General features: G+C 67.1%; 27 protein-coding genes. 17 read left to right on the top strand and 10 right to left on the bottom strand.

Annotation, left to right across the window (positions count from 1 at the left end):
* Positions 1–53: 53 nt before the first annotated feature.
* The 5 genes from WKB88_RS07865 to WKB88_RS07885 are packed head-to-tail and all read left to right on the top strand — an operon-like array spanning position 54 to position 5281.
* The gene (locus WKB88_RS07865; protein ID WP_341394246.1) at positions 54–1178 is read left to right on the top strand and encodes a 5-(carboxyamino)imidazole ribonucleotide synthase; all 1125 of its coding nucleotides are present in this window, start codon (positions 54–56) and stop codon (positions 1176–1178) included.
* A complete protein-coding gene (purE, locus tag WKB88_RS07870; protein WP_341393982.1) occupies positions 1175–1702 on the top strand; it encodes a 5-(carboxyamino)imidazole ribonucleotide mutase in 528 nt (175 codons plus the stop codon). Before WKB88_RS07865 ends, purE begins: the two co-directional genes overlap by 4 nt.
* Before the next feature lie 45 nt (positions 1703–1747).
* Positions 1748–3331, top strand: coding sequence for an LCP family protein (locus tag WKB88_RS07875; RefSeq protein ID WP_341394247.1), 1584 nt, complete (start codon positions 1748–1750; stop codon positions 3329–3331).
* 52 nt (positions 3332–3383) lie between these two features.
* Complete coding sequence (manA, locus tag WKB88_RS07880; RefSeq protein ID WP_341393983.1) at positions 3384–4736, top strand: mannose-6-phosphate isomerase, class I; 1353 nt, start codon at positions 3384–3386, stop codon at positions 4734–4736.
* Between the two features lie 2 nt (positions 4737–4738).
* Positions 4739–5281 (top strand): GNAT family N-acetyltransferase, encoded by a 543-nt coding sequence (locus WKB88_RS07885; RefSeq protein ID WP_341393984.1) that lies wholly within the window; start codon positions 4739–4741, stop codon positions 5279–5281.
* A 27-nt stretch (positions 5282–5308) separates the two neighbouring features.
* Here the strand turns inward: WKB88_RS07885 and WKB88_RS07890 are convergent, their stop codons facing one another.
* Positions 5309–6337 carry a lipid II:glycine glycyltransferase FemX gene (locus WKB88_RS07890; protein WP_341393985.1) on the bottom strand — a complete coding sequence of 343 codons (1029 nt, stop codon included), beginning with the start codon at positions 6335–6337 and terminating at the stop codon, positions 5309–5311.
* Between the two features lie 76 nt (positions 6338–6413).
* Between WKB88_RS07890 and WKB88_RS07895 the strand changes: the two genes are divergently transcribed.
* Complete coding sequence (locus WKB88_RS07895) at positions 6414–7247, top strand: tryptophan-rich sensory protein (protein ID WP_341393986.1); 834 nt, start codon at positions 6414–6416, stop codon at positions 7245–7247.
* A gap of 1 nt (position 7248) precedes the next feature.
* Positions 7249–8406 (top strand): DNA alkylation repair protein, encoded by a 1158-nt coding sequence (locus WKB88_RS07900; RefSeq protein WP_341393987.1) that lies wholly within the window; start codon positions 7249–7251, stop codon positions 8404–8406.
* Between the two features lie 64 nt (positions 8407–8470).
* Here the strand turns inward: WKB88_RS07900 and glpX are convergent, their stop codons facing one another.
* Positions 8471–9511: a class II fructose-bisphosphatase gene (gene glpX, locus WKB88_RS07905; protein ID WP_341393988.1), complete on the bottom strand. Its 1041-nt coding sequence runs from the start codon at positions 9509–9511 to the stop codon at positions 8471–8473.
* A gap of 166 nt (positions 9512–9677) precedes the next feature.
* On the opposite strand from glpX, the gene WKB88_RS07910 reads away from it, so the two are divergent.
* From WKB88_RS07910 to WKB88_RS07930, 5 genes are all read left to right on the top strand, one after another.
* The gene (locus WKB88_RS07910) at positions 9678–10271 is read left to right on the top strand and encodes a DUF4245 domain-containing protein (RefSeq protein WP_341393989.1); all 594 of its coding nucleotides are present in this window, start codon (positions 9678–9680) and stop codon (positions 10269–10271) included.
* Between the two features lie 53 nt (positions 10272–10324).
* The gene (locus WKB88_RS07915) at positions 10325–10981 is read left to right on the top strand and encodes a carbonic anhydrase (protein WP_341393990.1); all 657 of its coding nucleotides are present in this window, start codon (positions 10325–10327) and stop codon (positions 10979–10981) included.
* A gap of 101 nt (positions 10982–11082) precedes the next feature.
* Positions 11083–12504: a class II fumarate hydratase gene (locus tag WKB88_RS07920; RefSeq protein WP_341393991.1), complete on the top strand. Its 1422-nt coding sequence runs from the start codon at positions 11083–11085 to the stop codon at positions 12502–12504.
* Positions 12505–12647: 143 nt separating this feature from the next.
* Positions 12648–13316 (top strand): TetR/AcrR family transcriptional regulator, encoded by a 669-nt coding sequence (locus WKB88_RS07925; protein WP_341393992.1) that lies wholly within the window; start codon positions 12648–12650, stop codon positions 13314–13316.
* Complete coding sequence (locus tag WKB88_RS07930; protein WP_341393993.1) at positions 13313–15016, top strand: MDR family MFS transporter; 1704 nt, start codon at positions 13313–13315, stop codon at positions 15014–15016. Before WKB88_RS07925 ends, WKB88_RS07930 begins: the two co-directional genes overlap by 4 nt.
* Before the next feature lie 69 nt (positions 15017–15085).
* Here WKB88_RS07930 and WKB88_RS07935 read toward each other — a convergent pair whose 3' ends face one another.
* The 4 genes from WKB88_RS07935 to WKB88_RS07950 all read right to left on the bottom strand — a co-directional run bounded on the left by WKB88_RS07935 (position 15086) and on the right by WKB88_RS07950 (position 18571).
* Positions 15086–15556: an NUDIX hydrolase gene (locus WKB88_RS07935; RefSeq protein ID WP_341393994.1), complete on the bottom strand. Its 471-nt coding sequence runs from the start codon at positions 15554–15556 to the stop codon at positions 15086–15088.
* Positions 15557–15560: 4 nt separating this feature from the next.
* Complete coding sequence (locus tag WKB88_RS07940) at positions 15561–16073, bottom strand: A24 family peptidase (protein WP_341393995.1); 513 nt, start codon at positions 16071–16073, stop codon at positions 15561–15563.
* A gap of 144 nt (positions 16074–16217) precedes the next feature.
* A complete protein-coding gene (locus tag WKB88_RS07945; protein ID WP_341393996.1) occupies positions 16218–17582 on the bottom strand; it encodes a PhoH family protein in 1365 nt (454 codons plus the stop codon).
* A gap of 227 nt (positions 17583–17809) precedes the next feature.
* On the bottom strand, positions 17810–18571 hold the full coding sequence (locus WKB88_RS07950) for an isoprenyl transferase (RefSeq protein WP_341393997.1): 762 nt from the start codon (positions 18569–18571) through the stop codon (positions 17810–17812).
* A gap of 266 nt (positions 18572–18837) precedes the next feature.
* Between WKB88_RS07950 and WKB88_RS07955 the strand changes: the two genes are divergently transcribed.
* Genes WKB88_RS07955 through trhA form a run of 3 tightly spaced genes read left to right on the top strand, consistent with a single transcriptional unit; the run spans position 18838 to position 20153 of the window.
* Positions 18838–19233, top strand: coding sequence for a hypothetical protein (locus tag WKB88_RS07955; RefSeq protein WP_341393998.1), 396 nt, complete (start codon positions 18838–18840; stop codon positions 19231–19233).
* Positions 19230–19376, top strand: coding sequence for a helix-turn-helix transcriptional regulator (locus WKB88_RS18230; protein WP_445818885.1), 147 nt, complete (start codon positions 19230–19232; stop codon positions 19374–19376). The genes WKB88_RS07955 and WKB88_RS18230 overlap by 4 nt, the downstream gene beginning before the upstream one ends.
* Positions 19377–19406: 30 nt before the next feature.
* Entirely contained in the window at positions 19407–20153 is a 747-nt protein-coding gene (gene trhA / locus WKB88_RS07960; protein ID WP_341393999.1) for a PAQR family membrane homeostasis protein TrhA, read from the top strand.
* 24 nt (positions 20154–20177) lie between these two features.
* On the opposite strand, the gene WKB88_RS07965 is transcribed toward trhA, so the two are convergent.
* Genes WKB88_RS07965 through mca form a run of 3 tightly spaced genes read right to left on the bottom strand, consistent with a single transcriptional unit; the run spans position 20178 to position 23700 of the window.
* Positions 20178–22373: a thioredoxin domain-containing protein gene (locus WKB88_RS07965; protein WP_341394000.1), complete on the bottom strand. Its 2196-nt coding sequence runs from the start codon at positions 22371–22373 to the stop codon at positions 20178–20180.
* Positions 22374–22382: 9 nt separating this feature from the next.
* Complete coding sequence (locus WKB88_RS07970; protein WP_341394001.1) at positions 22383–22733, bottom strand: hypothetical protein; 351 nt, start codon at positions 22731–22733, stop codon at positions 22383–22385.
* A 49-nt stretch (positions 22734–22782) separates the two neighbouring features.
* A complete protein-coding gene (gene mca, locus WKB88_RS07975) occupies positions 22783–23700 on the bottom strand; it encodes a mycothiol conjugate amidase Mca (protein ID WP_341394002.1) in 918 nt (305 codons plus the stop codon).
* 59 nt (positions 23701–23759) lie between these two features.
* On the opposite strand from mca, the gene WKB88_RS07980 reads away from it, so the two are divergent.
* Positions 23760–24221 (top strand): DUF4307 domain-containing protein, encoded by a 462-nt coding sequence (locus WKB88_RS07980; RefSeq protein WP_341394003.1) that lies wholly within the window; start codon positions 23760–23762, stop codon positions 24219–24221.
* Between the two features lie 268 nt (positions 24222–24489).
* A complete protein-coding gene (gene greA / locus WKB88_RS07985; RefSeq protein ID WP_341394004.1) occupies positions 24490–24981 on the top strand; it encodes a transcription elongation factor GreA in 492 nt (163 codons plus the stop codon).
* 26 nt (positions 24982–25007) lie between these two features.
* Here the strand turns inward: greA and WKB88_RS07990 are convergent, their stop codons facing one another.
* Positions 25008–25610, bottom strand: a complete 603-nt coding sequence (locus WKB88_RS07990) for a rhomboid family intramembrane serine protease (protein ID WP_341394005.1) — start codon at positions 25608–25610, stop codon at positions 25008–25010.
* Positions 25611–25612 lie beyond the last annotated feature (2 nt).

A 25612-nucleotide genomic window follows, 5' to 3' on the forward strand; every position in this document is an offset into this window, starting at 1 on the left:
ATGTCGTGAGCTTTCCTATAATTGGCGTCGTCGGCGGTGGCCAGCTGGCCCGGATGATGGCCCCGGCCGCAGTGGCCCTTGGTTTTGAACTCCGCGTCCTGGCCGAGGGCCCCGGCGTATCCGCCGTTCCCGCTGTGGCATCCGCCACTGTCGGGGACTACCGGGACCTGGACACCCTGGCCGCCTTCGCCGAGGGCGTGGACGTGCTGACGTTTGACCATGAACACGTCCCGGGCGCCCATCTGCGGTCCCTCGCCGAGGCCGGAGTGAACGTGCAGCCCTCCCCCGAGGCGCTGATCCATGCCCAGGACAAGCTGGTCATGCGCGCCGCGGTTGAAAGGCTGGGCCTGTCCAACCCGCGCTGGGCAGCGGTGGCGGGAATCGCCGACCTGGTGGACTTCGGAAAAGCGGCGGGCTGGCCCGTTGTGCTCAAGACCCCGCGCGGAGGCTATGACGGCAAGGGCGTACGGATCATCAACAACGCCGCCGAGGCTGCCGGCGCCGCCGACTGGTTCACCGGAGAACCCCTCCTGGCCGAGGAAAAAGTTCCCTTCACCCGGGAGCTCTCAGCCCTGGTTGCCCGGACCCCGGACGGCAGGGCACTCCCCTGGCCCGTGGTCCACTCCATTCAGGTGGACGGCGTGTGCGACGAAGTCATTGCCCCGGCCCAGGAGCTGGACCCGGAGGTGGCAACCGCGGCGCAGGAAGCTGCCCTGCGTCTGGCCGCGGAACTCGGAGTCACCGGCGTCATGGCCGTTGAGCTCTTCGAGACGCCCGGACGCGGCACCGGTTTTCTCATCAACGAGCTGGCCATGCGGCCGCACAACTCCGGCCACTGGACCATGGACGGATCGGTCACCGGCCAGTTTGAACAGCATCTGCGGGCCGTCCTGGACCTGCCGCTCGGCGCCACGGATGTCCTGGGCGGCGTCGTCGTCATGAAGAACTACCTCGGCGGTGCCAACACTGACTTATTCAGCGGCTATGCTCATGCACTGGCTGCCGAGCCGGCTGCCAAAATCCATAATTACGGCAAATCGGTCCGACCGGGCCGAAAGGTCGGGCATGTCAACGTGGTGGGACGCAGCGCTGCGGACCTGCCGGAGGTACGGCGGAGCGCTGAACACGCAGCTGCCATCCTCCGCGACGGCCTCGACCCCCAGAAGGAGAAATCATGACCAGCGCCGACACGCCACTGGTAGGACTCGTCATGGGTTCGGACTCCGATTGGCCCGTCATGGACGCCGCCGCGGCAGCCCTGGCCGAATTCAACATCCCTTATGAGGCCGACGTCGTTTCGGCCCACCGGATGCCCGTGGACATGATCGAGTACGGCCAGCAGGCCCACCGGCGCGGACTGCGCGTGATCATCGCCGGAGCCGGCGGTGCCGCCCACCTGCCCGGCATGTTGGCCGCGGTGACACCCCTTCCGGTCATCGGCGTCCCGGTGCCGCTGAAGTACCTTGACGGCATGGATTCCCTGCTCTCGATCGTGCAGATGCCCGCCGGCGTCCCCGTGGCCACCGTGTCCATCGGGGGTGCCCGCAACGCGGGCCTCCTGGCAGTGCGGATGCTCGCTTCCGGCACCGATCCGCTCGCCGCCAAACTTCAACAGCAGCTGCTCGAGTTCGCCTCGGGGCTGCGCCAAACGGCACTGGCCAAGGGCGCAAAGCTGCGCACCTCCGTCGCCGTCAGCGACTAGGGACGCGCCGTGGACCCGAGGAACGGCTATAACGACGACGCCGGAATGCTCACCGACCCGGTGCGCAACCCGCAGTCGGCTCCGTCCGGAGCACGCACCAAACGGGCCTTCATCCTGCTGCTGCTCACCCTGGTGCTTCCCGGCTCGGCACAGGTGGTGGCGGGAAACCGCATGCTCGGCCGCCGTGCCCTGCAGGTGACATTCACGGCCTGGGCCCTCATCCTGGCTGCCCTCGTCCTCGCCTTCACCAACCGCGCGCTGCTCGTGAACATTCTCACCAACGGCTGGGCGTCCTTTGTCCTCATGGTCGTCCTGGCCCTGCTGGCGGCCGGCTGGGCGTTTCTGTTCCTCAACACGCTGCGCATCATCCGCCCGCCCCTGCTGGAGCGGCGGGTCCGTCCGGTGGTTGCCGGGCTGCTGGCCGTCCTGATGGTCGGCACCAGCGGCGGACTGGCCTACGGCGCGTACATGCTCAACGTCAGCCGCAGTGCGGTGGGCAGCATCTTCTCCTCCGGGCCCTCCTTTGATCCGGTGGACGGCCGGTACAACTTCCTGTTGATGGGCGGCGACGCCGGGGAGGACCGCACCGGCCTGCGCCCGGACAGCATGTCCGTGATCAGCGTTGACGCCAAGACCGGCAAGTCCATCACCTTCAGTCTTCCGCGCAACTTCCAGAACGCCCCCTTCCCCGATGACTCCCCGCTGGCCTCCGTGTATCCGGACGGGTACAACTGCGGCGACGAATGCATCCTGAACAGCCTCTACCAGACCGTGGTCGAGAACCATCCGGACCTGTACCCGGAGTCCACCGACCCCGGAGCCGAAGCCATGATGGACGCGGCGTCAGGGATCCTGGGCCTGGAGGTCCAGGCGTACGTCATCGTGGACATGGAGGGTTTCTCCACCCTGATCGATGCCATGGGCGGCATCACCATCAATGCCGGCGGCTGGGTGCCCATCACCGCCGGCGAGATACCCGGAACCAACCGGCACTACCCGCCGGACGGCTGGATTGCTCCGGGCACGCAGAAGATGGACGGCTACACGGCGCTCTGGTACGCCCGGTCCCGCGAGTTTGTCACCGACTATCACCGGATCGCCCGGCAGCAGTGCGTGCAGCAGGCCATGGTGGCGCAGCTTGATCCGGCCACCCTCCTGACCCGTTTCCAGGCCATCGCCTCGGCCGGGGAGCAGATCGTGAAGACGGACATTCCCCAGCACCAGCTGGGCAGTTTCCTCGACCTCGCCCTGAAGGCCAAGGGACAGCCGATGGAGCGCCTGACCATTGGCCCGCCGGACTTCGGCACGGCGGCGGACAACTTTGTGACCTACCCCGACTTCACGCTGATCCAGTCCCGGGTTGCCGACATGATTTCGGGCCAGGTCGCCGAACCCGCTGAAGCTCCTGCCGAAGCTCCGGCAGCAGAAGAGCCCGCGCCCGCAGACGGCGGCGACGCCGGCAACAGCACGGACATCGGAACGGAAACCGGCCCCGCCGACCAGGGAGCTGCGGAAACCGAGGAGCAGCCCGAAATCACCGAGGAGTACCTGCAGTACCTCGCCGAAATCCAGGATGACGCCACCCTGGGGGCCCTGCTGAACAACAACGGCGCGTGCAGCCCCGGATAACCCCGCCCGCCGGCACCACCGGACCGATCCCGACGCCTTCGAAAAGAGAACCATGTACCTGCTGAACAACACGCTTCGGCCCTATGCCTGGGGTTCGTTCACCGCCATGGCCGAACTGTTCGGCAGGGAACCCTCAGGCCAGCCGGAGGCCGAACTGTGGATCGGCGCCCACCCGGGTGCGCCGTCGGGCCTGGTGCCGCCCGTACCCGACGCTGATTCACTGGACCAGCTGATCGCTGCCGATCCCCACCAGATGCTGGGCCGCGAAACCGCCGAAGCGTACGGGAATGTCCTTCCCTTCCTGGCCAAGGTCCTGGCCGCCGGCGCCCCGCTGTCCCTGCAGGTGCATCCCACCCGGGAGCAGGCACGGGCCGGGTTCGCCGCGGAAGAGGCCGCCGGGCTGGACCGTTCCGCTTCCAACCGCAACTACCGGGACGAGAACCACAAACCGGAGATGATTTTCGCCCTGACGCCCTTTGAGGCGCTCTGCGGCTTCCGCGAACCGGATGAGGCCGCGCAGATCTTCCGGACGGCCGTGCAGGCGGTGCGGGCCAGCGGCGCCGAAGTGCCGGAACTGCTGTCCTGGGCAGTCAGCGAGCTCGCCAGCGGGCACGACCCGGCGGACCGGCTGCAGAGTGTTTTCCGCACGCTGATCAGCGACGGCGAAGAGGTCCGCGAAGCTGTCCGGCTGACCGCCGCTGCGCTGGCGGACTCCGCTCCGGAGGACCTGGAGCCGTTCGCGAAGGAACTGGGCACCGCCGCGGACCTGAACGCCTATTACCCGGAGGACCCGGGCGTGCTGCTGTCCCTTCTGCTCAACCGTGCCTCGCTGCAGCCCGGCGACGCCGTTTACCTGCCGGCGGGCAACGTCCATGCGTACCTCAGCGGCCTCGGCATTGAGGTGATGGCGTCCTCGGACAACGTTCTGCGCGGCGGCCTGACACCCAAGCACGTTGACGTGGCAGAGCTGCTCAAGACCGTTGATTTCCGGCCGGTCAGCGTGCCCCTGCTGTCCCCGGAGCACACGCAGATGGGCCAGGAGCTCTACCGCCCGCCGTTCGGCGAGTTCCAGCTGCAGCGGATCGAGCTGGAACAGCGGGCGCAGGACACTGCCGACGGCTACTCCCCCGCCGTGTCCATGTCCGGCTCCGACGTTTCGGTGCTGCAGAACGGACCCACCCTCGTCATTGTGGTCCGCGGGACCGTGGTGCTGGACTCCCCCAAGGGCGACCTGATACTGGAAACGGGCCAGAGCGCCTTCATCCCGTCAGCCGAAGCTCCGGTGATTGCCAAGCTCTCGGCGCATTCGGCCCAGCACGACGACGGCGCACTCGCCTTCGCGGTGACGGTTGGTGCTGCCGATGCTGGGCGGGCTGATTCCGCCGAGCCGCTGCCGGCCTTCTAGGCGTGCCTGCGACAACCTCCACCCTGACCGGAAACATCCGGGTTCGGCTGCTGAACCCCTCCGACGCCGAGCTGCTTGCAGCAGCATACAAACTGAACCGGGACCATCTGGCCCCCTGGGAGCCGGAGCGTCCCGAGAGCTTCTTCACCGCTGAAGGCCAGCAAGCCGTCATCGACTCCAAAATTGCCCTGCTGGACGCCGGTTCCGAGGTTCCCCGGGTGCTTCTGGAGGGGGCGGACATCATTGGCTGCGTCACGCTGACGGGCATTGTCCGCGGCCCCTTCCTCAGCTGCCACCTCGGCTACTGGATCAGCCGGGCCTACACCGGCAGGGGCATCGCTTCCGCGGCGGCAGCCTTTGCCGTGGAGACCGCCCGGACCGAGCTGGGCCTGCACCGGGTGCAGGCCGCCACGCTGACGGGCAACGCGGCGTCGCAGAAGGTCCTGCGGCGCTGCGGATTCGAAGAGATCGGGTTTGCTCCCGCCTACCTCAACATCGCCGGGTCCTGGCAGGACCACGTCCTGTATCAGCGCGTGCTGTACTGACGGCCCGGCGGGACCCGGCGGACCTGCTTACCGGCGGATCTTCGCCTTCGCGGCAGCCGCCGCACCGCGCAGCTTGCGCAGCCCGTTCTTGGCCAGCGGAAGCGCCGTCGTGAACACCGGGTAGAGCGGGGACAGCGGCTTGTCCCAGGTGCCGGCCAGCTGGTCCTCGTGCTTGGCCCAGCCCATCTTGAACTTGGACACGCCGTCATTGAGCAGGCCGTTGAAGTCGTAGCGGATGATGCCGCGTTCTTTCATGGCCTGAATCGCATGCCACTTCAGCGCATAGTTGGCGCGCAGGTGCTCACCCTCCTCGGTCATGCCGCCGTACAGCTCAAACGCCGTGTAGCCGCTGGCAGAGAGCCAGAGGAAGGCAACGACGTCGTCCCCGCTGAAGGCGGCGTAGACCGGCGAGTCCTCGCCCAGGTTGTCGAAGATGTCCAGGTAGTAGCCGTCTTCATGGATGCCAAAGCCGGCACGCTCGGCGGTCTGCTTGTACACCGCCAGGCACTTGGGGATCTCTTCCCGGGTTACCCGGCGGTAGCCCAGCGCCTCGCGGCCGGATTTGCGGATGTACTGGCGGTGCTTCTTGGACATGTCCGCCAGCAGTTCGTCTTCGGTCCGCGAGAGGTCAAGGATCAGCGTGCGGCCAATGAGGATGGTGTTGGCGGAGGGCCGGAAGCCGGCCGCGGGCAGCCCGGCGGCGGTGACGCCGTCGGCGTCCCAGTCCGGCTCAATGCTCAGGGCCACGGGCGAGTGGGCAGCCTTAACGTAGTCACTGACGGCGCCCAGGACTTCCAGTTCCCGGCCCGGCGCGGACTGCGGGCCGCGGGGGATGTAGGCGAGCGCCTTGAACGGGAACGGCAGCCGCCGCAGCAGCACCTGGGCGGCACCCACCACCTTGCCGCCGTCGTCCTGGACCAGCAGCCGGTCAACGGTCCAGTTGTGCTCGGCCTTGGTTTTGCCCCAGCCCCACAACTGCTGCGGATGTCCGTTGAAATCGTTGACGGCTTCGTTCCAGCGGGCGGAATCGGAACAGGGTGTAACGCGCAGTGTCATGCTTTCCAGCCTACCGGGGGTTGCGGGGCCCGCCCGCGCGCTCCCTTGTGGTCCCGGCCACTTGTTAGGCTCAACTATGACTACTTCAACCTCTGGTACCCGTTCCGCGGTCCCCGGCTCCCGAGGGTCCGACCTGCCCCGGCAGCTGACAGTCACCGTCTGCTTCATCGTCTGCATCGTGGGCTCGATGATCGGCGTCGGCGTTTTCGGCGGCACGCCCATTGCCCAGGCCGCGGGCGGAGCCCTGAACGCGGACGCCACCTACCTGGCACCGGCCAGCGGCGCGTTCTCCATCTGGTCGGTCATTTATGCCGGGCTCGGCGCGTATACCCTCTGGCAGTGGCTGCCGTCCCAGCGAGCGTCCGAACGACAGCGCTCCCTGGGCTGGCTGGTTGCCGCGTCGCTGGTCCTGAATGCCGCCTGGATCCTGAGCGTCCAGGCAGGCTGGGTGGGGGTGAGCGTTCTCGTCATCGTGCTGCTGCTCGCCGTGCTGGCGGCATGCTTTGTCCGGTATTCGCGGACCCCGGCGGCCAACTGGATCGAGGCGGTCGCCGTCGACGGCACGCTGGGCCTTTATCTGGGCTGGGTTTCCGTTGCGACCTGCGCCAACACGGCCGCCGCACTGACCGACGCCGGGTGGAACGGCTTCGGACTCGCCCCGGAAGTCTGGTCGGTCGCCATCCTTGCAGTGGTTGCCGCACTGGGCGTGGGTCTGGCTGCCTACGGCCGCGGCCGGCTGGCCCCCGCGGCGGCCCTGGCCTGGGGCCTGTCCTGGATTGCCGTGTCGCGCCTGAACGGTGAACTGCTGTCCACGGGAACCGCGGTCGCAGCCGCGGCGGCCGCCGCCGTCGTCGTCCTGGCCGCCGTCGTCTACCGGGTAACCGGCCGCAACCGGCTCCGGGCCGGATAGCGTGCCTGCCGCCGACGAGCTCCTGGGCACCGCCTCCGCGCAGGCCCTGGCCCGTGCCGTCAGCGCCGCAGTCCCGGGCGCCGCACTCCCGGCACTGAAGGCCGCCGGGAACGGACTTCAGGGCCTGTCCCTGCGTGAGCGGGCCGATCTGCTGCGCGACGCCCTGCTGTCCGACCTCCCGGGAAGCTACGGGGAGTTCGCCCGCACCATCCGTGCCGCGGCGGCAGGCTCCGAAGACTTCACCGGCTGGCTGATCTGGCCGGTGACCTCCGCCGTCGCTGCCAAAGCGGTGGAGGCGGACGGGGCGGCGGCGGACGGGGCGGCGGCGGACAGGGCGGCGTTCGACGACGCCATGGCGCTGCTGGCCGAACTCACCGCGCGCCTGACCTCGGAGTTCGCCATCCGCACCCTGCTCCGGCATGATCTGGACCGGGCTCTTGGCATCGCTGCCGGCTGGACGGACTCCCCCGATGCGGACGTCCGCCGGCTGGCCTCGGAGGGAACCCGTCCGTACCTGCCGTGGTCCGTGCGGGTACCGGAGATCATGGCCCGCCCCGGAGTCACCCTTCCGCTGCTCGAGGCGCTGTACCGGGACGAGAGCGAGTATGTGCGCCGGTCCGTGGCCAACCACTTGAACGACCTCAGCCGCGACCACCCCGGCCTGGTGGTCGAGACCGCCCGCCGCTGGCTGGACGATCCCGCTCCGCACACGGCCGCGCTGATCCGCCATGCCCTGCGCACCCTGATCAAGCGCGGCAACCCCGAGGCGCTGGGACTTCTGGGCTTCGCGCCCGCAGCCGTCGAGATCACCGGACCTGCCCTGGACAGCACCGTGGTTCCGTTCGGAGGCAGCGTCCGCTTCACCGCCGTTATCCGCAACACCGGAAGCAAACCGGCGCGGCTGGCAGTGGACTATATCGTCCATCACTGCAAGGCCAACGGGACCCTGAGTGGAAAGACGTTCAAGCTCACCACGGCTACGCTCGCGCCGGGGCAATCCCTCACCCTGACGCGCGAGCACTCGTTCCGCCCCATTACGACCCGCCGGTATTACCCCGGACCGCACGCGGTTACTCTGCAGGTCAACGGCATGCCCTCCGATCGGGCCGAGTTTGAGCTCCGTCCGGCTGCTGCCCCGCAACCGGTTTCCGCGCCCTAGCACCCAGCAAAAAGCCCCGGAACCGATCATCGGTTCCGGGGCTTATTTTGAAGGGTGTCGCAGCCTACTTCAGGCGGGCGTAGGACTCCCACTTGTGCGACTGGTGCTCGCCGTCAACCACGCGGATGGTTCCCGACTTCGAGCGCATCACGATGGACTGCGTCAGCACGCGGTCCTTCTTGTAGCGCACGCCGCGGACCAGGTCGCCGTCGGTGATGCCGGTGGCGGCAAAGTAGCAGTTGTCGCTGGTGACCAGGTCATTCGTGGTCATGACGCGGTCCAGGTCGTGGCCGGCGTCGATCGCCTTCTGCTTTTCCTCATCGGAGGTGGGCCACAGCCGGCCCTGGATGACGCCGCCGAGGGTCTTGATCGCGCAGGCGGTGATGATGCCTTCCGGCGTGCCGCCGATTCCCATCAGGGCGTCGACGTCGGTCCCCTCGCGGGCGGCAGCGATGCCGCCGGCAACGTCGCCGTCCATCAGCATCCGGGTGCGGGCACCGGCGTCGCGGATTTCCTGCACGAGCGGCTTGTGCCGGTCCCGGTCCAGGATCATCACGTTGAGCTGGTTGATCTTCTTGCCCTTGGCCTTGGCGATCAGGTGCAGGTTCTGCTTGACCGGCAGGCGGAGGTCCACCATGTCTGCGGCTTCGGGTCCGGTGATCAGCTTTTCCATGTAGAACACTGCGGAGGGATCAAACATGGTGCCGCGTTCGGCAACTGCCAGGACGGCAAGCGCATTGTTGATGCCCAGTGCCGTCAGGCGGGTCCCGTCGATCGGATCCACAGCGACGTCGCACAGGGCGCCGGTGCCGTCTCCGACGTGCTCGCCGTTGTAGAGCATGGGGGCTTCGTCTTTTTCGCCTTCGCCAATGACCACTACGCCGTTGAAGTGGACGGTGGAAATCAGGGAACGCATCGCGTCGACTGCGGCGCCGTCGGCCGCGTTCTTGTCGCCGAATCCAACCCAGTGGCCGCCGGCAATGGCTGCCGCCTCGGTCACCCGGACCAGTTCAAGCGCGAGGTTCCGGTCCGGCTCGTCATCGCCTACCGCCAGGGCGGGGGAAAGTGTGGAGTACTGAGCGCCTTTGGTCACGTCTAACCTCATCTTCGAAATGTCGCTGTAAGCCGGTTGTTGAAATACCAACAAAAGGCTGGGCCTTGTTCCGATCATAGTCTCCGTGGCCTGCGCCACCACCAATGAAAACCTATTAGGTCCGGTTCGGCAGCAGCCCAACTAGGACTTGGACCGCCGGATAGGCGATCATTGAAGGGTGAGTGAGCACCAGCAGGACCAAGAGACGCCCGTAACCCCCGTACTGACCGGCAAGCAGGCCAAGCGTGCCAACGCAACGGTGATCGGGATGCTGATTGCCACCGGCATCACGCTGCTGCTGGTCCTGGTTCCGGTGCTGCTGAATCCCGCACCCAAACCCTTCATCAAGGACGTGGACGTGCAGCAGGTAGCTGTGCAGGCAGCCGGCGACGCCGGGTACGCCCCGCTGGCACCCGAACTGCCGGATGGATGGACCTCCAACTACGCCCGCTGGGAAGCAACCAACAGCAGCGGAGTCCCCCTCTGGGAAGTGGGCTATCTCACTCCGAACACTGAGTTTATTCGTCTTTCACAGACCAACGCCGGCAACCCGACATGGATCGCGCAGGTGTCCGGAGATTCCATGGCTGCAGGCGAGCGGACCGCCGGCGGCAAGACCTGGGAGCTGCGTGACTCCGCGGAGGGCGAAGCCAGCATGGTCCTGGAGCATGAGGGAATCACCGTTGTGCTGACCGGCGAGGCAGACCTCGCCGAATTCGATGTGCTGGCCGAAGCAGTGGTCCGGGACCTCACCGCATCCCCGGCGCAGTAACGAAGCGCCAACGAAATACCGGCGCGGGTGATCCGGGGTCTAGGCTAAGAAGCGTGAATGAACCAGCCGCTTCAGCAATAACCCCGGCCCAGGCATGGCAGACACTGCGCGAGGGCAACGCCCGCTTTGTCGCCGGTGAGTCTTCGCATCCCAACCAGGACGCCAACAGGCGCAGCTCACTGATCCACGAACAGAATCCGTTCGCCGTGATCTTCGGTTGCTCCGACTCCCGCCTGGCCGCCGAGATCATTTTCGACCTCGGACTCGGCGACGCCTTCGTCATCCGGACCGCAGGCCAGGTCATTGACGACGCCGTCCTCGGCTCCCTGGAGTACAGCGTCGCCACGCTCGGCGTGCCCCTGATTGTTGTCCTCGGACACGACAGCTGCGGCGCAGTGACCGCAGCCAAGCGCACGGTGGATACCGGGGAGATGCCCGGCGGCCACATCCGCAACCTGGTGGAGCGCATTACCCCTTCCGTCCTCGCCGCCCAGCGCAACGGGTTCACCGAGGTCAACGACATGGTCGTGGAACACACCAAGCAGACCGCCGAGCAGCTGGTGGAGAGCTCCCAGATCATTTCCGCCGCCGTCGAGGAGGGCCGCACCGCCGTCATCGGCGTTTCCTACCGGCTGGCCGAAGGCGCAGCGGATCTCGTCTCCGGCTACGGCGCCCTGGTCCACCCGGCCGTTCAGCGCACCCGCAGCTAGCTCTTCCCCGGGCCGCGGGGTCCGTTTCCTCCGGCCTGGGCCCGGGCGCCCTGTGACGGCGCGGTTTCTGCCCCGGCGCTGCGGATACTAGGCTTGGGACCATGACTTCTGACACTCCTGAATTCCGCATCGAACATGACACCATGGGCGAGGTCCGCGTCCCGGTGAATGCCCTGTACCGCGCCCAGACCCAGCGCGCCGTCGAGAACTTCCCGATCTCCGGCAAGCCGCTGGACAGCGCACACATCGAGGCCCTCGCCCGGATCAAGAAGGCAGCCGCCACCGCCAATGCCGAACTGGGAGTGCTCGACGCCGAGCGCGCCCGGGCCATCGAAAAGGCCGCCGACATGGTCGCCGGCGGCTCCCTGGATGACCAGTTCCCGATTGACGTCTTCCAGACCGGTTCGGGCACGTCCTCGAACATGAACACCAACGAGGTCCTGGCCGAACTGGCCACCCGCACCCTCAAGGACGCCGGCAGCGACACCACCGTCCACCCGAACGACCACGTCAACGCCTCACAGTCTTCCAACGACGTCTTCCCGACGTCGGTGCACGTGGCAGCAACGTCGGCCCTGATCAACAGCCTGATCCCCGCCCTGGACCATCTGGCGCTGTCGCTGGAGCGCAAGGCCGTGGAATTCAAGGACGTCGTAAAGTCCGGCCGCACGCACCTGATGGATGCCACCCCGGTGACCATGGGCCAGGAATTCGGCGGCTACGCTGCACAGGTCCGCTACGGCATCGAGCGCGTCCAGGCCTCCCTGCCGCGCGTGGCCGAGGTTCCCCTGGGCGGCACCGCCGTCGGCACCGGCATCAACACCCCGGCCGGCTTCCCGCAGCGCGTCATCGAACTGCTGGCCGCAGACACCGGCCTGCCGCTGACCGAGGCCCGCGACCACTTCGAGGCACAGGCCAACCGCGACGCCCTCGTCGAGGTCTCCGGCATGCTGCGCACCATTGCCGTCTCCTTCTCCAAGATCGCCAACGACCTTCGCTGGATGGGCTCCGGCCCCAACACGGGCCTGGGCGAAATTGCCATCCCCGACCTGCAGCCGGGATCCTCCATCATGCCGGGCAAGGTCAACCCGGTGATTTCCGAAGCCGTAATGCAGGTTGCCGCACAGGTGGTGGGCAACGACGCCGCCATCGCCTGGGCAGGCACCTTCGGCTACTTCGAGCTCAACGTCGGCATCCCCGTCATCGCCTCGAACCTGCTCGAATCCATCCGCCTGCTGTCCAACTCCTCGCGGATCATGGCGGACAAGATGATCGACGGCATCGAAGCCAATGTCGAGCGCGCCCGCTACCTGGCCGAGGCTTCCCCGTCCATCGTGACCCCGCTGAACAAGTTCATCGGCTACGAGAACGCCGCCAAGATCGCCAAGTTCGCGGTCAAGGAAGGCAAGACCATCCGCCAGGCCGTCGAAGAGCTCGGCTACGTCGAGCGCGGCGAACTGACGGAGGAACAGCTGGACACCGCACTTGACGTGCTGTCCATGACGAAGCCGCCACAGGCCTAGTCCCAGCACCATCGAGGGCGTCCGGCCGCTGGCCGGGCGCCCTTTGGCGTGACATGCCCCGCCCCGGCCCCGGCCGCCCCGGGTGAAGTTTGCACTAAAACGGCAAAGGTGTAAATATTCACTCTGTGAGTAATAGTGCACCAATGGAAGCCTGCGGACTCCGCGAGCGCAAACGGACAGCCACCAAGGTTGCCATCATTACGGCTGCACGCACCCTGACGGCCGCCCGGGGCGTCAACGGCTTTACCGTCGAGGAGCTGTGCGAGAAAGTGGGCATTTCCCGGCGCACGTTCTTCAACTACTTCCCCGCCAAGGAAGACGCCATCCTCGGCTCCCCGGCGGACGAGATTCCTGCAGACCTGGCGGAGGCATTCATCGCCGGCGGATCGGACTCCGCCCCCGGGTCGGTGTCGCCGTCGCTGCTGGCGGACTTCGTTGATTTCGCCGTCGCCCTGATGGATCGCATGGCCATTTCCCGCGGGGAAATGACGGCACTCCAGAACGCGCTGGCAGCCGAGCCGCGGCTGCTGCAGAAGGCCATGCACGGTTCCCGCGAGGCTGAGGAAGCCATGGCCGCCCTGCTGTCCGCCCGTGAGGGCCTTCCCGCCGATGATCCGCTCCTCCGGGCCGCGCTGACGCTGTTCCGCTGCCTCACCGAACGCGCCGGTCCCGCCTTCTTCGAGCCCGGCAACACCCGCTCCTACCGCTCGATCCTTACCGGCTCCGTGACCGCCATGCAGGAACTCTTCGCTGCCGCCGCTCCCCTTCCAACCCTTCCCGCCTCCCCCACCTCTCCCAAGGACATGTCATGACCGCCACCGCCGCGCGTGCTTCCGAGCCGCTGCTGCTGACCCAGAAACGCATCTGGATCATTTTCTCCGCACTGATCGCAGGCATGCTGCTCGCCAGCCTGGACCAGACCATCGTGTCCACCGCCATGCCCACCATCGTGGGCGAGCTCGGCGGCGTCGAGCACCAGACCTGGATTACCACCGCCTACCTGCTGGCCACCACGATCGTGATGCCCATCTACGGCAAGTTCGGTGACGTCCTGGGCCGCCGGAACCTGTTTCTGTTTGCCCTTGCCCTGTTCACCGCGGCCTCGGTCGGCTGTGCCTTTGCCACCGACTTCTGGGGCTTTGTCATCTTCCGCGCCATCCAGGGTCTGGGCGGCGGCGGTCTGATGATCCTGTCGCAGGCCATCATCGCGGACATCGTGCCGGCCAACCAGCGCGGCAAGTACCTCGGCCCGCTCGGCGGCATCTTCGGCCTTTCCGCCGTTGCCGGACCGCTGCTCGGCGGGTTCTTCGTGGACCACATGACCTGGCAGTGGGCGTTCTACATCAACATCCCGATCGGCATCATTGCGTTCCTGATCGCTTTCTTCACCCTGACCCTGCCGAGCAAGAAGGCCACCAAGCGCATCGACATCGGCGGCGTCGTGCTGCTGTCCATCGCCACCACCTGCCTGATCTTCTTCACCGACTTCGGCGGCCGCGACGACCACGGGTGGACCGACCCGATGACGCTGCTCTTCGGTGCCGGCATGCTCGTTGCCGCAGTCCTCTTCGTCATGGTGGAAAACCGGGTGGCAGACCCGATTATCCCGATGAGCCTCTTCAGGAACCCCATCTTCGTCAACAGCACGGCCATCGGTTTCACGCTCGGTATGGGCATGTTCGCCGCGCTGGCCTTCGTGCCGACGTTCCTGCAGATGTCCACCGGCACTTCCGCCGCCGTGTCCGGCCTTCTGATGCTGCCCATGATGGTGGGCATGATGGGCACCTCGATCTACTCGGGCCTGGCCATCACGAAGCACGGCACCTACAGGAAGTACCCGATCATGGGTGCCTCCCTGGTCATCCTTGCCATGCTGTGGATGACCAGCCTCTCCGCGGAAACCCCGGTCTGGGTCATCTGCGCGCAGCTGTTTGTCTTCGGTGCCGGGCTCGGCTACATCATGCAGGTAGTGGTCCTGGTGGTGCAGAACTCCGTCCCGGTGGACCAGATCGGCACCGCCACCTCGTCCAACAACTACTTCCGCGAAGTCGGCGCGTCCCTGGGCGTGGCCATCTTCGGTGCCATGTTCACCTCGCGGCTCTCCGAAAACCTGATGGAGGTCTTCACCAAGGCCGGGTTCGATCCGGCCGCCGCCGGCGAAGCCACTGCCACCATCCAGCCGTCGGTCATGAATGACCTGCCCGAACCCGTGCGGGACGGAATTGTCACGGCCTACGCCGACTCCCTGGCACCGGTGTTCTGGTACCTCATTCCGTTCCTCGTCATCGCCCTGGTGCTGGCATGCTTCCTGAAGCAGATCCCGCTCTCGGACGTCGCCGGCATGGTAGCCCGCGGCGAAGCGGTGGGCGGGCCGGAGGCCGACCGCCTTGAGGCGGAGCGGCTTGCGGGCGGAAAGAGCCCGGCAGCCGCCGCCGCGGCCGCAGACACCCCGCCGTCGCCCGAAGATCCCGGCAGCGCTCCGGCGCCGCGCCGCACCGACGCCGGCAGCTAGCCCGTCCCGGACCTGCCCGCTGAAAGGCACAGGCCCCGTCTTCCGGCCGGAGGACGGGGCCTGTGCTGTTCAGCGCTCGAAATAGGGGACGCCGTCGGCCTCCAGTGCCAGCTTCAGCAGCATGGCGTGGCGGTCGCTGAGCGGAGGGAGCCGGTCCAGGTCAAACCAGGCGACGTCGGTGGACTCGTCGTCGTTGACGCGCGCCCGGCCGTCCACGTACCGGCAGCGGAAGGCCACGTTGAGGAAGGTGCACCGGTCCCCGTTGGAGAACGTGATGGGACCGTGCGAGCCCACGTGGATGAGGTGCTCGATTTCGGCCGTGACGCCCGTCTCCTCCTGGACTTCCCGCAGGGTTCCGGCGGCCGGCTCCTCCCCCGGATCCAGCATTCCGGTGACCAGCGTCCACCGGCCGTCGTCAGCACGGCGCACCAGCAGCACCTGCTGCTCGCTGTTGAAGACAACACCGGTGATGCCCGGAAGCCACAGCAGGCCATGGCCGATCTTTTCGCGCAGGGACAGGACAAAATCGGGGGTGGGCATGTTTCTACTGTAGGCCAGGCAGGGCCATTGCCAGGGCGGCGCCGCCGAGCATGAACGGGCCGAACGCGATGGCCGTTTTGGCGGTGCCGCGCCGCGAGAGGATCAGCCACAGCCCCCACACTCCGCCCAGCAGGAACGCGGCGCACGTCCCGGCCAGCACGTACGGCCAGCCGGCGAAGCCCAGATAGAGCCCCAGCACCCCCGCCAGTTTGACGTCCCCGAAACCGAGTCCCGAGGGGTTGCCGAAGCGCAGCAGGAAATACGCGCTCCAGAGCACGACGCCGGCCAGCACCATCGCACCGATGCGCCCCGGGTCCCCGGCGGCGAGGGCTGCCGTGCCCAGCAGCAGTGCGGACACCGGATAGGCCGGCAGCACCAGCCTGTTGGGCAGCCGGTGCGTCGCTGCGTCCACCACGGTGAGCCGCACGGCCAGCACCAGGAAATACGCCGTTGCGGCACACAGCACCCAGAACGCCGGTCCGTCCAGCAGCCGGTACTCCCCCAGGATCCCCACCATGGGGAACACGGTACGCCACCGGTCCCTTTGCCGGCGCCGGACTGCCCGGGACTGTGGATAACCCGCCGAATCGGCGCTTCCCCGGGGGACGGCGCCCTCGGGGTTGCTGCTACGGCAGGATGTAGCGGACCGAAGACGGGCAGCTCAGCCGATCTGCCCGTCTTCCAGCAGCTCCGTCACCAGCGCAGCGATGGGCGAGCGTTCGGACCGGGTCAGCGTGATGTGCCCGAACAGCGGATGCCCCTTGAGCGTTTCGACCACGGCGGCCACCCCGTCATGGCGACCCACCCGCAGATTGTCGCGCTGCGCGACGTCGTGGGTAAGGATCACCCTCGAGTTCTGCCCGATCCGGGACAGGACGGTCAGCAGCACGTTCTTCTCCAGCGACTGCGCCTCATCCACGATCACGAACGAATCGTGCAGGGAGCGGCCGCGGATGTGAGTCAGCGGAAGAACCTCCAGCATGCCCCGGTCCAGGACCTCCTCCAGCACTTCCTTGGAGACCAGGGCTTCCAGCGTGTCGAAGACCGCCTGGCCCCACGGCCCCATTTTTTCCGCCTCCGTGCCCGGCAGGTAACCCAGCTCCTGGCCGCCGACTGCGTACAGCGGACGGAACACCACCACTTTGCGGTGCTCGCGGCGCTCCAGCACCGCTTCCAGCCCCGCGCAGAGTGCCAGCGCCGACTTGCCCGTGCCCGCTCTGCCGCCCAGCGAAACAATGCCGACGTCGGAATCCATCAGCAGGTCAATGGCGAGCCGCTGCTCGGCGGAGCGGCCATGCAGCCCAAAGACGTCACGGTCCCCGCGCACCAGGCGCACCTGCTTGTCCGTTCCCACCCGCCCCAGCGCCGACCCGCGGCTGGAAAGCAGAACAACCCCGGTGTTCACCGGCTGCTCCGCGGCCGACGGGATGAACACCGGGCGGTGCTCGTACAGGGCATCGACGTCGGCTTCGGCCACGTCCAGTTCGACGACGCCGGTCCAGCCGCTGTCGCGGACCAGATCGCTGCGGTATTCATCGGCCTTCAGACCCACTGCCGAGGCCTTCACCCGCATCGGCAGATCCTTGGACACCAGGGTGATGTTCCGCCCCTCGTCCGCCAAGCTCCGCGCCACGGCAAGGATCCGGCTGTCATTGTCGGTGCCGCGGATGCCGGCCGGAAGGACATCCACCGAGATGTGGTTCAGTTCCACGCGCAGGGTGCCGCCGGATTCGCCCAGCGGAATGGGTGCGCTGAGTCCGCCGTGTTCGATCCGCAGGTCATCGAGCAGGCGCAGCGCGGTCCGGGCAAAGTACCCCAGTTCAGGATCGTGGCGTTTCTTCTCGAGTTCGGTAATGACCACCAGCGGAACAATCACCTCGTGTTCGGCAAACCGCAGGATCGCCTTGGGGTCCGAGAGCAGGACTGAAGTGTCCAGCACGTAGGCCTCGGGGCGGCCGTCGGACGCCGGCGCTGCGGCGGCCGCACCGGTGTCGGCAGAGGTTCGCGGGGAGGAATGGATAGCCACGGGAAACTCCAGTCAGGGGCGGTGCCCCGGATAGCTGGGCGGGGAGATCCGCAGACCGGGGAAGGCGGAACTGAGCCTTCCTGCACCGTATTCTGTGCACATCCGGCCTCCGGTTCCATCAGCGGGTCGCTGATCAATAGCACCAAGGTACGCCGGGGAAGCCCCGCGCCGCAGCAGGACACGGGCGGGTTATATCCCGTTCACGGCGAGTTTGCCTGCTGTTCGGTTCAGGAACCGAAGCGGCGCTGCCGGCTGCCGTAGTCACGCAGGGCGCGCAGGAAATCCACCCGGCGGAAATCAGGCCAGAGCGCCTCGCAGAAATAGAACTCGCTGTACGCGCTCTGCCACATCAGGAACCCGGAGAGCCGCTGCTCGCCGGAGGTGCGGATGACCAGCTCCGGATCGGGCTGGCCCCGGGTGTAGAGGTACTCGGAGATCTGGGTGTCGCAGAGCTCTTCCGTGATTTCGGCGATGGATTTGCCGTGTGCGGCGGCGTCATGGAGGAGTTCCTTGACGGCGTCGACGATTTCCCGCCTGCCTCCGTAACCGATGGCTACATTGACGTGCAGTCCGCTCGCGCCGCTGGTGCTGGTTCCGAGGTCATTGAGCTTCGCGGCCAGGTTGGGCGGCAGGATGTCCAGGGCGCCGACGGCGTTGACCCGGATGTCACCCTTCTCGCCGAGCCGGTCCAGGGTATTGCCGATGATGTCCAGCAGCGGATCCAGTTCATCGGCGTCCCGGTTCAGGTTGTCTGTCGAGAGCATGTACAGCGTTACCCGCCGCACGCCCAGTTCCTGGCACCAGCCCAGGAATTCCAGGATCTTGTCCGCGCCGGCCTGGTGTCCGTCGCTGGTGGGCGCGCCGGCCAGTTTCGCCCAGCGCCGGTTGCCGTCCACCATGACGCCGATGTGCCCGGGGATGCGGTCGCGAGCCAGGCTGCGGCGCAGCTTGCGCTCGTAGTAGGCATATACAACGCCCGGAAACCTCATGCGGAGCCGCACCTGCCTTGTCCTGTGTGCCGGAGAAAACGTCTCCGCGGTGGTGGGAGGCGCACTAAAAAGTGTATTCCCAAAAAGCGGCAGGCTCTTCCGGCCGTCCGGCGCGGCGCATCCGGCCCGGCCGGTGCGGGCAGAACTGCCCTTGACTTTCCGGGCGCCCTGCCGTTGCGTCGGTGTGTAAAACAAACTTTACAGCCGGGGATGCTAGAGGATGAGGGCAGTGGAGACCAGGGGCATCAGAAGATGAGGGGTACCGCATGAGGCGTCTGTGGCTATGGCTGGTCGTTGTGGGTGCCGCCCTCGCAGGGACGTCGGCCTGGAGCAGCGCCGCGCCCGAGGACCAGAAGTTCCTTCCGGCAGCGGCATCGGGAGTTGTCATCTTCACGGGTATCCTCGGGACCTTCCTGCTGCGGCGGCAGCGCGAAAGGGCTGCTTTGTCCGCGGCGGAGGACAGCTTCGAGCGCAGCCGGTCCACCGCGGTGCTGGCCAGGGTCTTCATTGACGCCCTTGTCCCGGGGGCAGTGCTGCTGGCCGGGTTCATCCTCTTTCCGGCGGGGCAGTTGGCTGGAATCCTCGTTGCGGCCTACCTGTGCATCCTGGTTGCGGACTTCTGCATCCGCTTCAAGCTGCAGACAAAAATCGCCGCGCAGTGAAGAACCGGCTGGCGGAGCTCCGCAATAGGGCCGGCCTCTCGCAGGCCGAGCTCGGTGCCGCACTGGCAGTCTCACGGCAGACCGTCAACGCGGTGGAGAAGGAGAGATTCGTACTCACCGGACCTGAAGTTACCAATCAGTAACTTACCGACTCGTAGGTTAGGATTTTGCGTATGGCATCTTCATCGTCGTCCGCTCCCCCCGAGCGGGATCCCAGCTCCCGCAGCACTCCCGGCCCGGTGGAATCCGCCGTCGAAGAGGTAGCTGACATCCTGGCCATCAAACCGAAGCTCCGCGGGTGGCTGCATGCCGGGGCGACCCCGTTTGCGCTGGCCGCCGGAATCGTCCTGGTCGTGCTGGCGTCCACAACCGGCACCCGGATCGCATCGGCCGTCTATGCGTTCACCGGGGTGCTCCTCTTCGGAGTGTCGGCCGTGTATCACCGGGGCAACTGGTCTCCGAAGGTCAAGACCATCCTCAAGCGGCTGGACCACACCAACATCATGCTGGTCATTGCCGGCTCCTACACGCCGCTGGCGTGGTCGCTGCTTCCGCCGGAAAAGGCCAAGGTCCTGCTCTGGTTCATCTGGGGCGGCGCCGTTGCCGGAGTCCTGTTCCGGCTGCTGTGGCTGCATGCGCCGCGCTGGCTCTACACGCCGGTCTACATTGCCCTGGGCCTGGCGGCGCTGATCTACATTCCGGACTTCTTCACCGTCAATCCCACGGCGGCGGTACTGGTCTGCGTAGGCGGCGCGATGTATATCACCGGGGCTGTGTGCTACGCGATGAAAAAGCCCAATCCTTCCCTGGACTGGTTCGGCTTCCACGAGATTTTCCACGCCTTCACGCTGGCCGGCTTTGCCTGCCACTACGTTGCCATTCTGCTGGCAGTTCTCTCTGTCGGCGCCACGCAGGGCTGACTTTCCGGGCCCTCCGGCGCCGGATCAGCCTTCGCTGAGCAGCTCCCTCAGCTCGGCCGCCGTGGTGACGGGCCGCCGGCACACCATGCCCCGGCACAGGTAGGCGGTTGCAGGCTCGGTTCCGGGGCCGCGGCCTTCCAGCAGCGGAACGCGGGTCCGGCCCGCGGATCCGGGCGGCAGTTCCCCGCCGCCGTCAGCTGCCACCCTCGAGGCGACCACCAGGCCCGGCCCTCCGGCGTCGCGCGCCGTGCGGAGCAGCTCCTCGACCGCGGAAGCGTCGGTGCCCGTTACCGCCAGTTCCCGCGGCCCGTCCAGCAGGAACTGCAGCACCGACATGGCCCAGCCCGCGGCCTGCGGCGCCTTCGGCGCCACCACGCCAACGTGGGCAAGCAGCGATTCCGCCAGGGCACGGTGGTGCAGGGAGCCTGAATACGCGGAATAGGTCAGCAGCACGCCGGCAAACAAGGCAGCCCCGCTGGGCGTGGGCCCGTCCAGCGGGTCCGCGGCGGCCTGTGCGCCCTGGGCGTTGGCCAGCTGATTCGGGCGGATGGCGGTGTCCTGCAGCGTGTCCCCCACGAGGAAACGGCTTTCGGCCGCCTGCACCAGTGACTCGGCCGCCGTGTACCACTGCTCGTCGCCGGTGGCCGCGTAGAGGGCAAAAAATCCCTCGGCCACGGCGGCGTAGTCCTCAAGCAGGCCCTCGATGCCCTGCCCGCTGCCGTCGTGGGACACCCGCCGCAGCGTGGGCCCCGTGCGGTGCACGCGCAGGAGGTAGGCCGCGGCGTCCCGCGCTGCGCCCAGAATGCGCTCCGCCGCCGCTTCCTCCCCCGCATCGGCGAGCACGACGGCGGCGCGGGCCAGCCCTGCCACGGCCAGGCCGTTCCAGCCGGCCACCACCTTGTCATCGCGGTCCGGCTGGGGACGCCGGTTCCGGGCTGCCAGCAGAGCAGGCCGGCAGCTAAGCCACAGCTCCTCCTCGTCGGGGCTCAGCCGGCGGCCGAAGTGCAGAGTGCTGCCGATACCGCCGTCGGGACCGGGCTTTCCGCCGTGGGCGGCCATGTTCCCGGAGTCCAGATCCAGCAGCCCGACGACGGCGGCAGCGGTTTCCGGGCCGAGAACCTCCGCCAGCTCCGCCTCGGTCCAGACATAGGTGCCGCCTTCCACCCGGCGGCCGTCCATCAGGGTGTCGGCATCCAGGGAAGACGCAAAGCCGCCGCCCGGAACCTGCAGCCGGTCGATCATCCACTGCGCTGTTTCCCGGGTCACGCGCAGGGCCAGCCGGCGGTCCTCCGGGTCCCGGGCCGTCCGTGCCCACTGCGCATACAGCGCCAGCAGCTGCACGTTGTCATAAAGCATCTTCTCGAAATGCGGGACCGCCCACCGGCGGTCCACCGTGTACCGGGCAAAGCCGCCCTCGAGCTGGTCGTACAGTGCACTTCGGGCCATGGCACCCAGGGTGCGGTCGGCCCGCGAGGCAGCCGCCCCGGCGGTCGAGGCCCCGCCCGCGGCGTGGGCCAGCAGGAACCGCAGCACGGTGGAGGGCGGAAACTTGGGTGCCCCGCCGAATCCGCCAAACTGCTGATCTTCGACGGCGCCCAGCGCGTCAACCGCGGCGGACAGCGTTCGGGCCCGTTCCTGCGCAGCATCGGCGCCGGCATCCGGGTTCCCGGGGACGTCGCCGGCGGCGCGGACCGGACCCAGCAGCCGCCGGTTTCCCTGCTGTCCGCTGGCCAGGTGGGCGGCAAGCTGCGCGGCGCTCTGCTCAACTTCCTCCGGGCGGTCCCGCCAAGCCGCGGAGACGGCTTCGAGGACATCACGGAACGAGGGCATGCCCTGTACCGGCCGCGGCGGGAAATAGGTGCCGGCATAGAACGTCCGGCCGTCCGGCAGCGTAAAAACGCTCATCGGCCACCCGCCCTGGCCGGTCATGGCCTGGGTTGCCGCCATGTACACCGCATCCACGTCAGGGCGTTCCTCGCGGTCCACCTTGATGGAAACGAAATTCTCATTCAGGTAGTCGGCCGTGGCCGGGTCCTCGAAGGACTCGTGCGCCATGACATGGCACCAGTGGCACGCGGCGTACCCCACCGAAACAAAAACCGGCACATTCCGTCTGCGTGCCTCGGCGAACGGTTCGTCTCCGAAGGGCCACCAGTCCACCGGGTTGCCGGCATGCTGGCGCAGGTAAGCCGAGGCCTCGTTGCGCAGCCTGCCGGCCATGTCCTGCTCCTAGCCTCGGTCGGCGCCCGGGCGCCGGTCGGTGTCTGTTCCGGCCGCGGCGGATGCTGCGGGGCTGGTTCCGGCGGCTGATGCGGCGGAGCCGCCGGCAGCGATGTCCTCGGTACTAGGGATGAAGACGTCACTCCCCACGCCTGTTCGCGCCTGCTCCCGGTAGCGGACCCGGCGGATGCGCTTCGTCATGTCACGAATCAGCAGCACAACCACCAGCACCAGGAAGAAGGTGGCGAGGAAACCCAGCAAACCGGGGGTTACATCCGCGATGCTCAGGCCGGATTTCAGCTCGCCGTCTTCGGTTCCGCCGGGGTTCACGAGCTGGGGCAGGCTGTACAGGAAGTTCACTTCGGTTTCTCTCTCTTGGAAGCAGGCGGCTGCACGCCGTCCCTACCCTCTATCGTATGCCAGCGAACAGGTCAGTCTCGGGGAGCTCGGTCTCCACCTTTGACATGATCAGCGAATAGTCCTCCCAGGGCCAGACCTTCCGCTGAGTTGGTGCGTCCACAGCGAAAAAGAATCCGTCCGGATCAACCTGGGTGCGGTGGCTCTTCAGTGCCCGGTCGCGCGCCTCGAAGTAGTCTCCGCACCGGATCTGCGTGGTGGTGGGATGGGTAGGGGCGGGCGGCTGGTGACCCTCCGTGTCAGCTTCCTGCCAGGCGGCGATGCGCTCGGCGTAGGGCGAGTCCATTCCCGCCTCCACGAGGGCGTGGTGCAGGGCCTGGAACCGTTCGGGGTTGAACGCGCGGTCATAGTAGAGCTTCATCGGCTCCCAGGCTTCGCCCGTGCCCGGGTACTGCTCGGGGTCTCCGGCGGCGTTGAAGGCTTCAACGGCAACCTTGTGGGCCATGATGTGGTCCGGATGCGGATAGCCGCCGTTTTCGTCGTAGCTGATGATGACGTGCGGGCGGAATTCGCGCACAAGTTTCGCCAGGGGCGCAGCGGCGTGCTGCAGCGGCTCCAGGGCAAAGCATCCGAACGGCAGGTCCGGCAGCGGATCACCTTCGGGCAGCCCGGAATCCATGAAGCCCAGCCAGCGGTGCTGCACTCCCAGTTCACGCTGGGCATTGGCCATTTCGAGGCGACGCAATCCGGCCAGGTCCCGCTTCGCGGCGGGGTTGGCTTCCATCGAGGGATTAAGCACACTGCCGCGCTCCCCGCCGGTGCAGGTGGCCACCATCACGTCCACGCCCTGTGCCGCGTAGAAGGCCATCATGGCTGCACCCTTGCTGGCTTCGTCGTCCGGGTGCGCGTGTACGGCCAGCAGCCGCAGGGGTCCCTGACGGCTGGAAATATCATTTGACGCGGTCGACACGGGGCAGCTCCTGATGGGTCGGCGGATTACAGACGGACAAACTCGGATAAAATACAGAAGTGAGCACTGAGGAAGGTCCTGTTAAGCAGCCAGCCCCCGAGCAGACCCCGGATGGTTTTCCGTCCGCAACAAGATTAGCCAATCGATACGGCACCCCCAAGCCGGGCCTGTCCCGCAGGAGCAAGATCATCATGGGCAGCGCCGCGGTGCTGCTGGGCTGCGCCGGAGCGGCATGGATTGCCGCACCTTCGCCCGCGGGCGAAGTGACCTTTAAGGACGTCGGTTTCAGTATTCCCGATGCGGGCCGGGCAATCGTCGACTTCCAGGTCACCAAGGACACTGACGCCACGGTCACCTGCGCAGTGCAGGCCCTGAACGACTCTTACGCCGTCGTCGGCTGGAAACAGGTCACCATTGGTCCGGCCGAAGACGCCACCACCGCCCAGCGCGTGGAGCTCCGCACCGATTCCCTGTCCGTCACCGGCGGCGTTCACGCGTGTTGGATCGCCGACGAAAGCTGAGACCGGGAACCTGTCCGGAACCGGCTCCCGGCCGGTGCAGGTTTGCGGGCGCTTATCAAGCCGGGCCGGGTTCTTGGGTAAACCGGCTTTGAGAACTAGTATGGAGCCTACGTTATGCCCCGCCCAGGTGATCAGCACTGCAAGATCAGCACTGCAACCGGTCACCGCCCGGCGGGGTCTTTGCTTGTCAGGCCGTTCCGGCCCGCGGAGCAAATTCAGCCTGCCGGACCAGCCCGCCTGGTCCGGTCGTCATTAAAAGGAGAGACCCGTGTCCACCAACAGCGCACCTGCCGCTTGGCTCACTCAGGAGTCTTACGACCGCCTGAAGGCAGAACTGGATCATCTGTCCGGTCCCGGCCGCACGGAAATCGTGGCCCGCATTGAGCAGGCCCGGTCCGAGGGCGATTTGAAGGAAAACGGCGGGTACCACGCAGCCAAGGAAGAGCAGGGCAAGGCCGAGGCCCGCATCCGCCAGCTGACTCACCTGCTGCGGACCGCCCACGTGGGCGAGGCCCCGGCCGATGACGGTGTGGTGGAGCCCGGCATGCTGGTTGAAGCCAGGATTGCCGGCGATTCCGAAACGTTCCTGCTGGGCAGCCGCGAAATTGCCGGCGACTCGGACATCAACGTCTACAGCGAGAAGTCGCCCCTCGGCGCTGCCATCCAGGGCATGAAGGCCGGCGACAGCGCCACGTACACGGCCCCGAACGGCAAGAGCATTTCGGTGGAGATCATTTCCGCCAAGCCGTACTCCAGCTGATTTTCACGCAGGACGGTTTATAGCGTTTACAGCGGGTCCTCCCACCGGGAGGGCCCGCTTTTGCTTGTCCGCCCCCGCCTGGAATGGCGGCTGAGCAGCACCGCTGCCAAGACGCCGCCGGCAGCCCCGAAGAGGTGCGCCTGCCATGAGACCCCGATGGATACCGGCAGCACACCCCAGAGCAGGGAGCCGTAGACCAGGAAGAGGGCACCGCCAAGCAGCAGCTGAAGGATGTCACGGTTGTAGATTCCGCGCACCATCAGGTACGCAAACAGGCCAAAGACGACGCCGGAGATGCCCACCGTCAGGCCGCCTCCGAAGAGCCACACGCCCAGCCCGGAGGTCAGCCACGATGACGCCAGCACCACCAGGTAGCGCCGCACGCCCTCCAGCAGGGTCAGGAATGAAAACACCACCAGCGGCAGGGTGTTTCCCAGCAGATGGTTGATGCCCGCATGCAGCAGCGGACCGAAGATGATTCCGTCCAGTCCGTCCACCCGCCGCGGCAGGATTCCCAGCTCGCGCAGCACCGCCGGACCGGCAAACATCGCTAAGAAATAACACAGCCAGATCAGGGCGGCGAGCCCCAGGGAAACGTACAGGGCCGTCCGGGCCCGCTTGGCAAGCACGG

The sequence above is a fragment of the Arthrobacter sp. G119Y2 genome (genome assembly GCF_038069765.1).
Classification (GTDB): Bacteria; Actinomycetota; Actinomycetes; order Actinomycetales; family Micrococcaceae; genus Arthrobacter_B.

What these genes read in the sequence shown, in the direction of transcription:
- WKB88_RS07865 (WP_341394246.1), top strand. Translation starts at nt 54, where the DNA reads ATGATGGCCCCGGCCGCAGTGGCCCTTGGTTTTGAACTCCGCGTCCTG.
- purE (WP_341393982.1), top strand. Translation starts at nt 1,175, where the DNA reads ATGACCAGCGCCGACACGCCACTGGTAGGACTCGTCATGGGTTCGGAC.
- WKB88_RS07875 (WP_341394247.1), top strand. Translation starts at nt 1,748, where the DNA reads ATGCTCACCGACCCGGTGCGCAACCCGCAGTCGGCTCCGTCCGGAGCA.
- manA (WP_341393983.1), top strand. Translation starts at nt 3,384, where the DNA reads ATGTACCTGCTGAACAACACGCTTCGGCCCTATGCCTGGGGTTCGTTC.
- WKB88_RS07890 (WP_341393985.1), bottom strand. Translation starts at nt 6,337, where the DNA reads ATGACACTGCGCGTTACACCCTGTTCCGATTCCGCCCGCTGGAACGAA.
- WKB88_RS07895 (WP_341393986.1), top strand. Translation starts at nt 6,414, where the DNA reads ATGACTACTTCAACCTCTGGTACCCGTTCCGCGGTCCCCGGCTCCCGA.
- glpX (WP_341393988.1), bottom strand. Translation starts at nt 9,511, where the DNA reads ATGAGGTTAGACGTGACCAAAGGCGCTCAGTACTCCACACTTTCCCCC.
- WKB88_RS07920 (WP_341393991.1), top strand. Translation starts at nt 11,083, where the DNA reads ATGACTTCTGACACTCCTGAATTCCGCATCGAACATGACACCATGGGC.
- WKB88_RS07925 (WP_341393992.1), top strand. Translation starts at nt 12,648, where the DNA reads ATGGAAGCCTGCGGACTCCGCGAGCGCAAACGGACAGCCACCAAGGTT.
- WKB88_RS07930 (WP_341393993.1), top strand. Translation starts at nt 13,313, where the DNA reads ATGACCGCCACCGCCGCGCGTGCTTCCGAGCCGCTGCTGCTGACCCAG.
- WKB88_RS07935 (WP_341393994.1), bottom strand. Translation starts at nt 15,556, where the DNA reads ATGCCCACCCCCGATTTTGTCCTGTCCCTGCGCGAAAAGATCGGCCAT.
- WKB88_RS07940 (WP_341393995.1), bottom strand. Translation starts at nt 16,073, where the DNA reads ATGGTGGGGATCCTGGGGGAGTACCGGCTGCTGGACGGACCGGCGTTC.
- WKB88_RS07950 (WP_341393997.1), bottom strand. Translation starts at nt 18,571, where the DNA reads ATGAGGTTTCCGGGCGTTGTATATGCCTACTACGAGCGCAAGCTGCGC.
- WKB88_RS07955 (WP_341393998.1), top strand. Translation starts at nt 18,838, where the DNA reads ATGAGGCGTCTGTGGCTATGGCTGGTCGTTGTGGGTGCCGCCCTCGCA.
- trhA (WP_341393999.1), top strand. Translation starts at nt 19,407, where the DNA reads ATGGCATCTTCATCGTCGTCCGCTCCCCCCGAGCGGGATCCCAGCTCC.
- WKB88_RS07965 (WP_341394000.1), bottom strand. Translation starts at nt 22,373, where the DNA reads ATGGCCGGCAGGCTGCGCAACGAGGCCTCGGCTTACCTGCGCCAGCAT.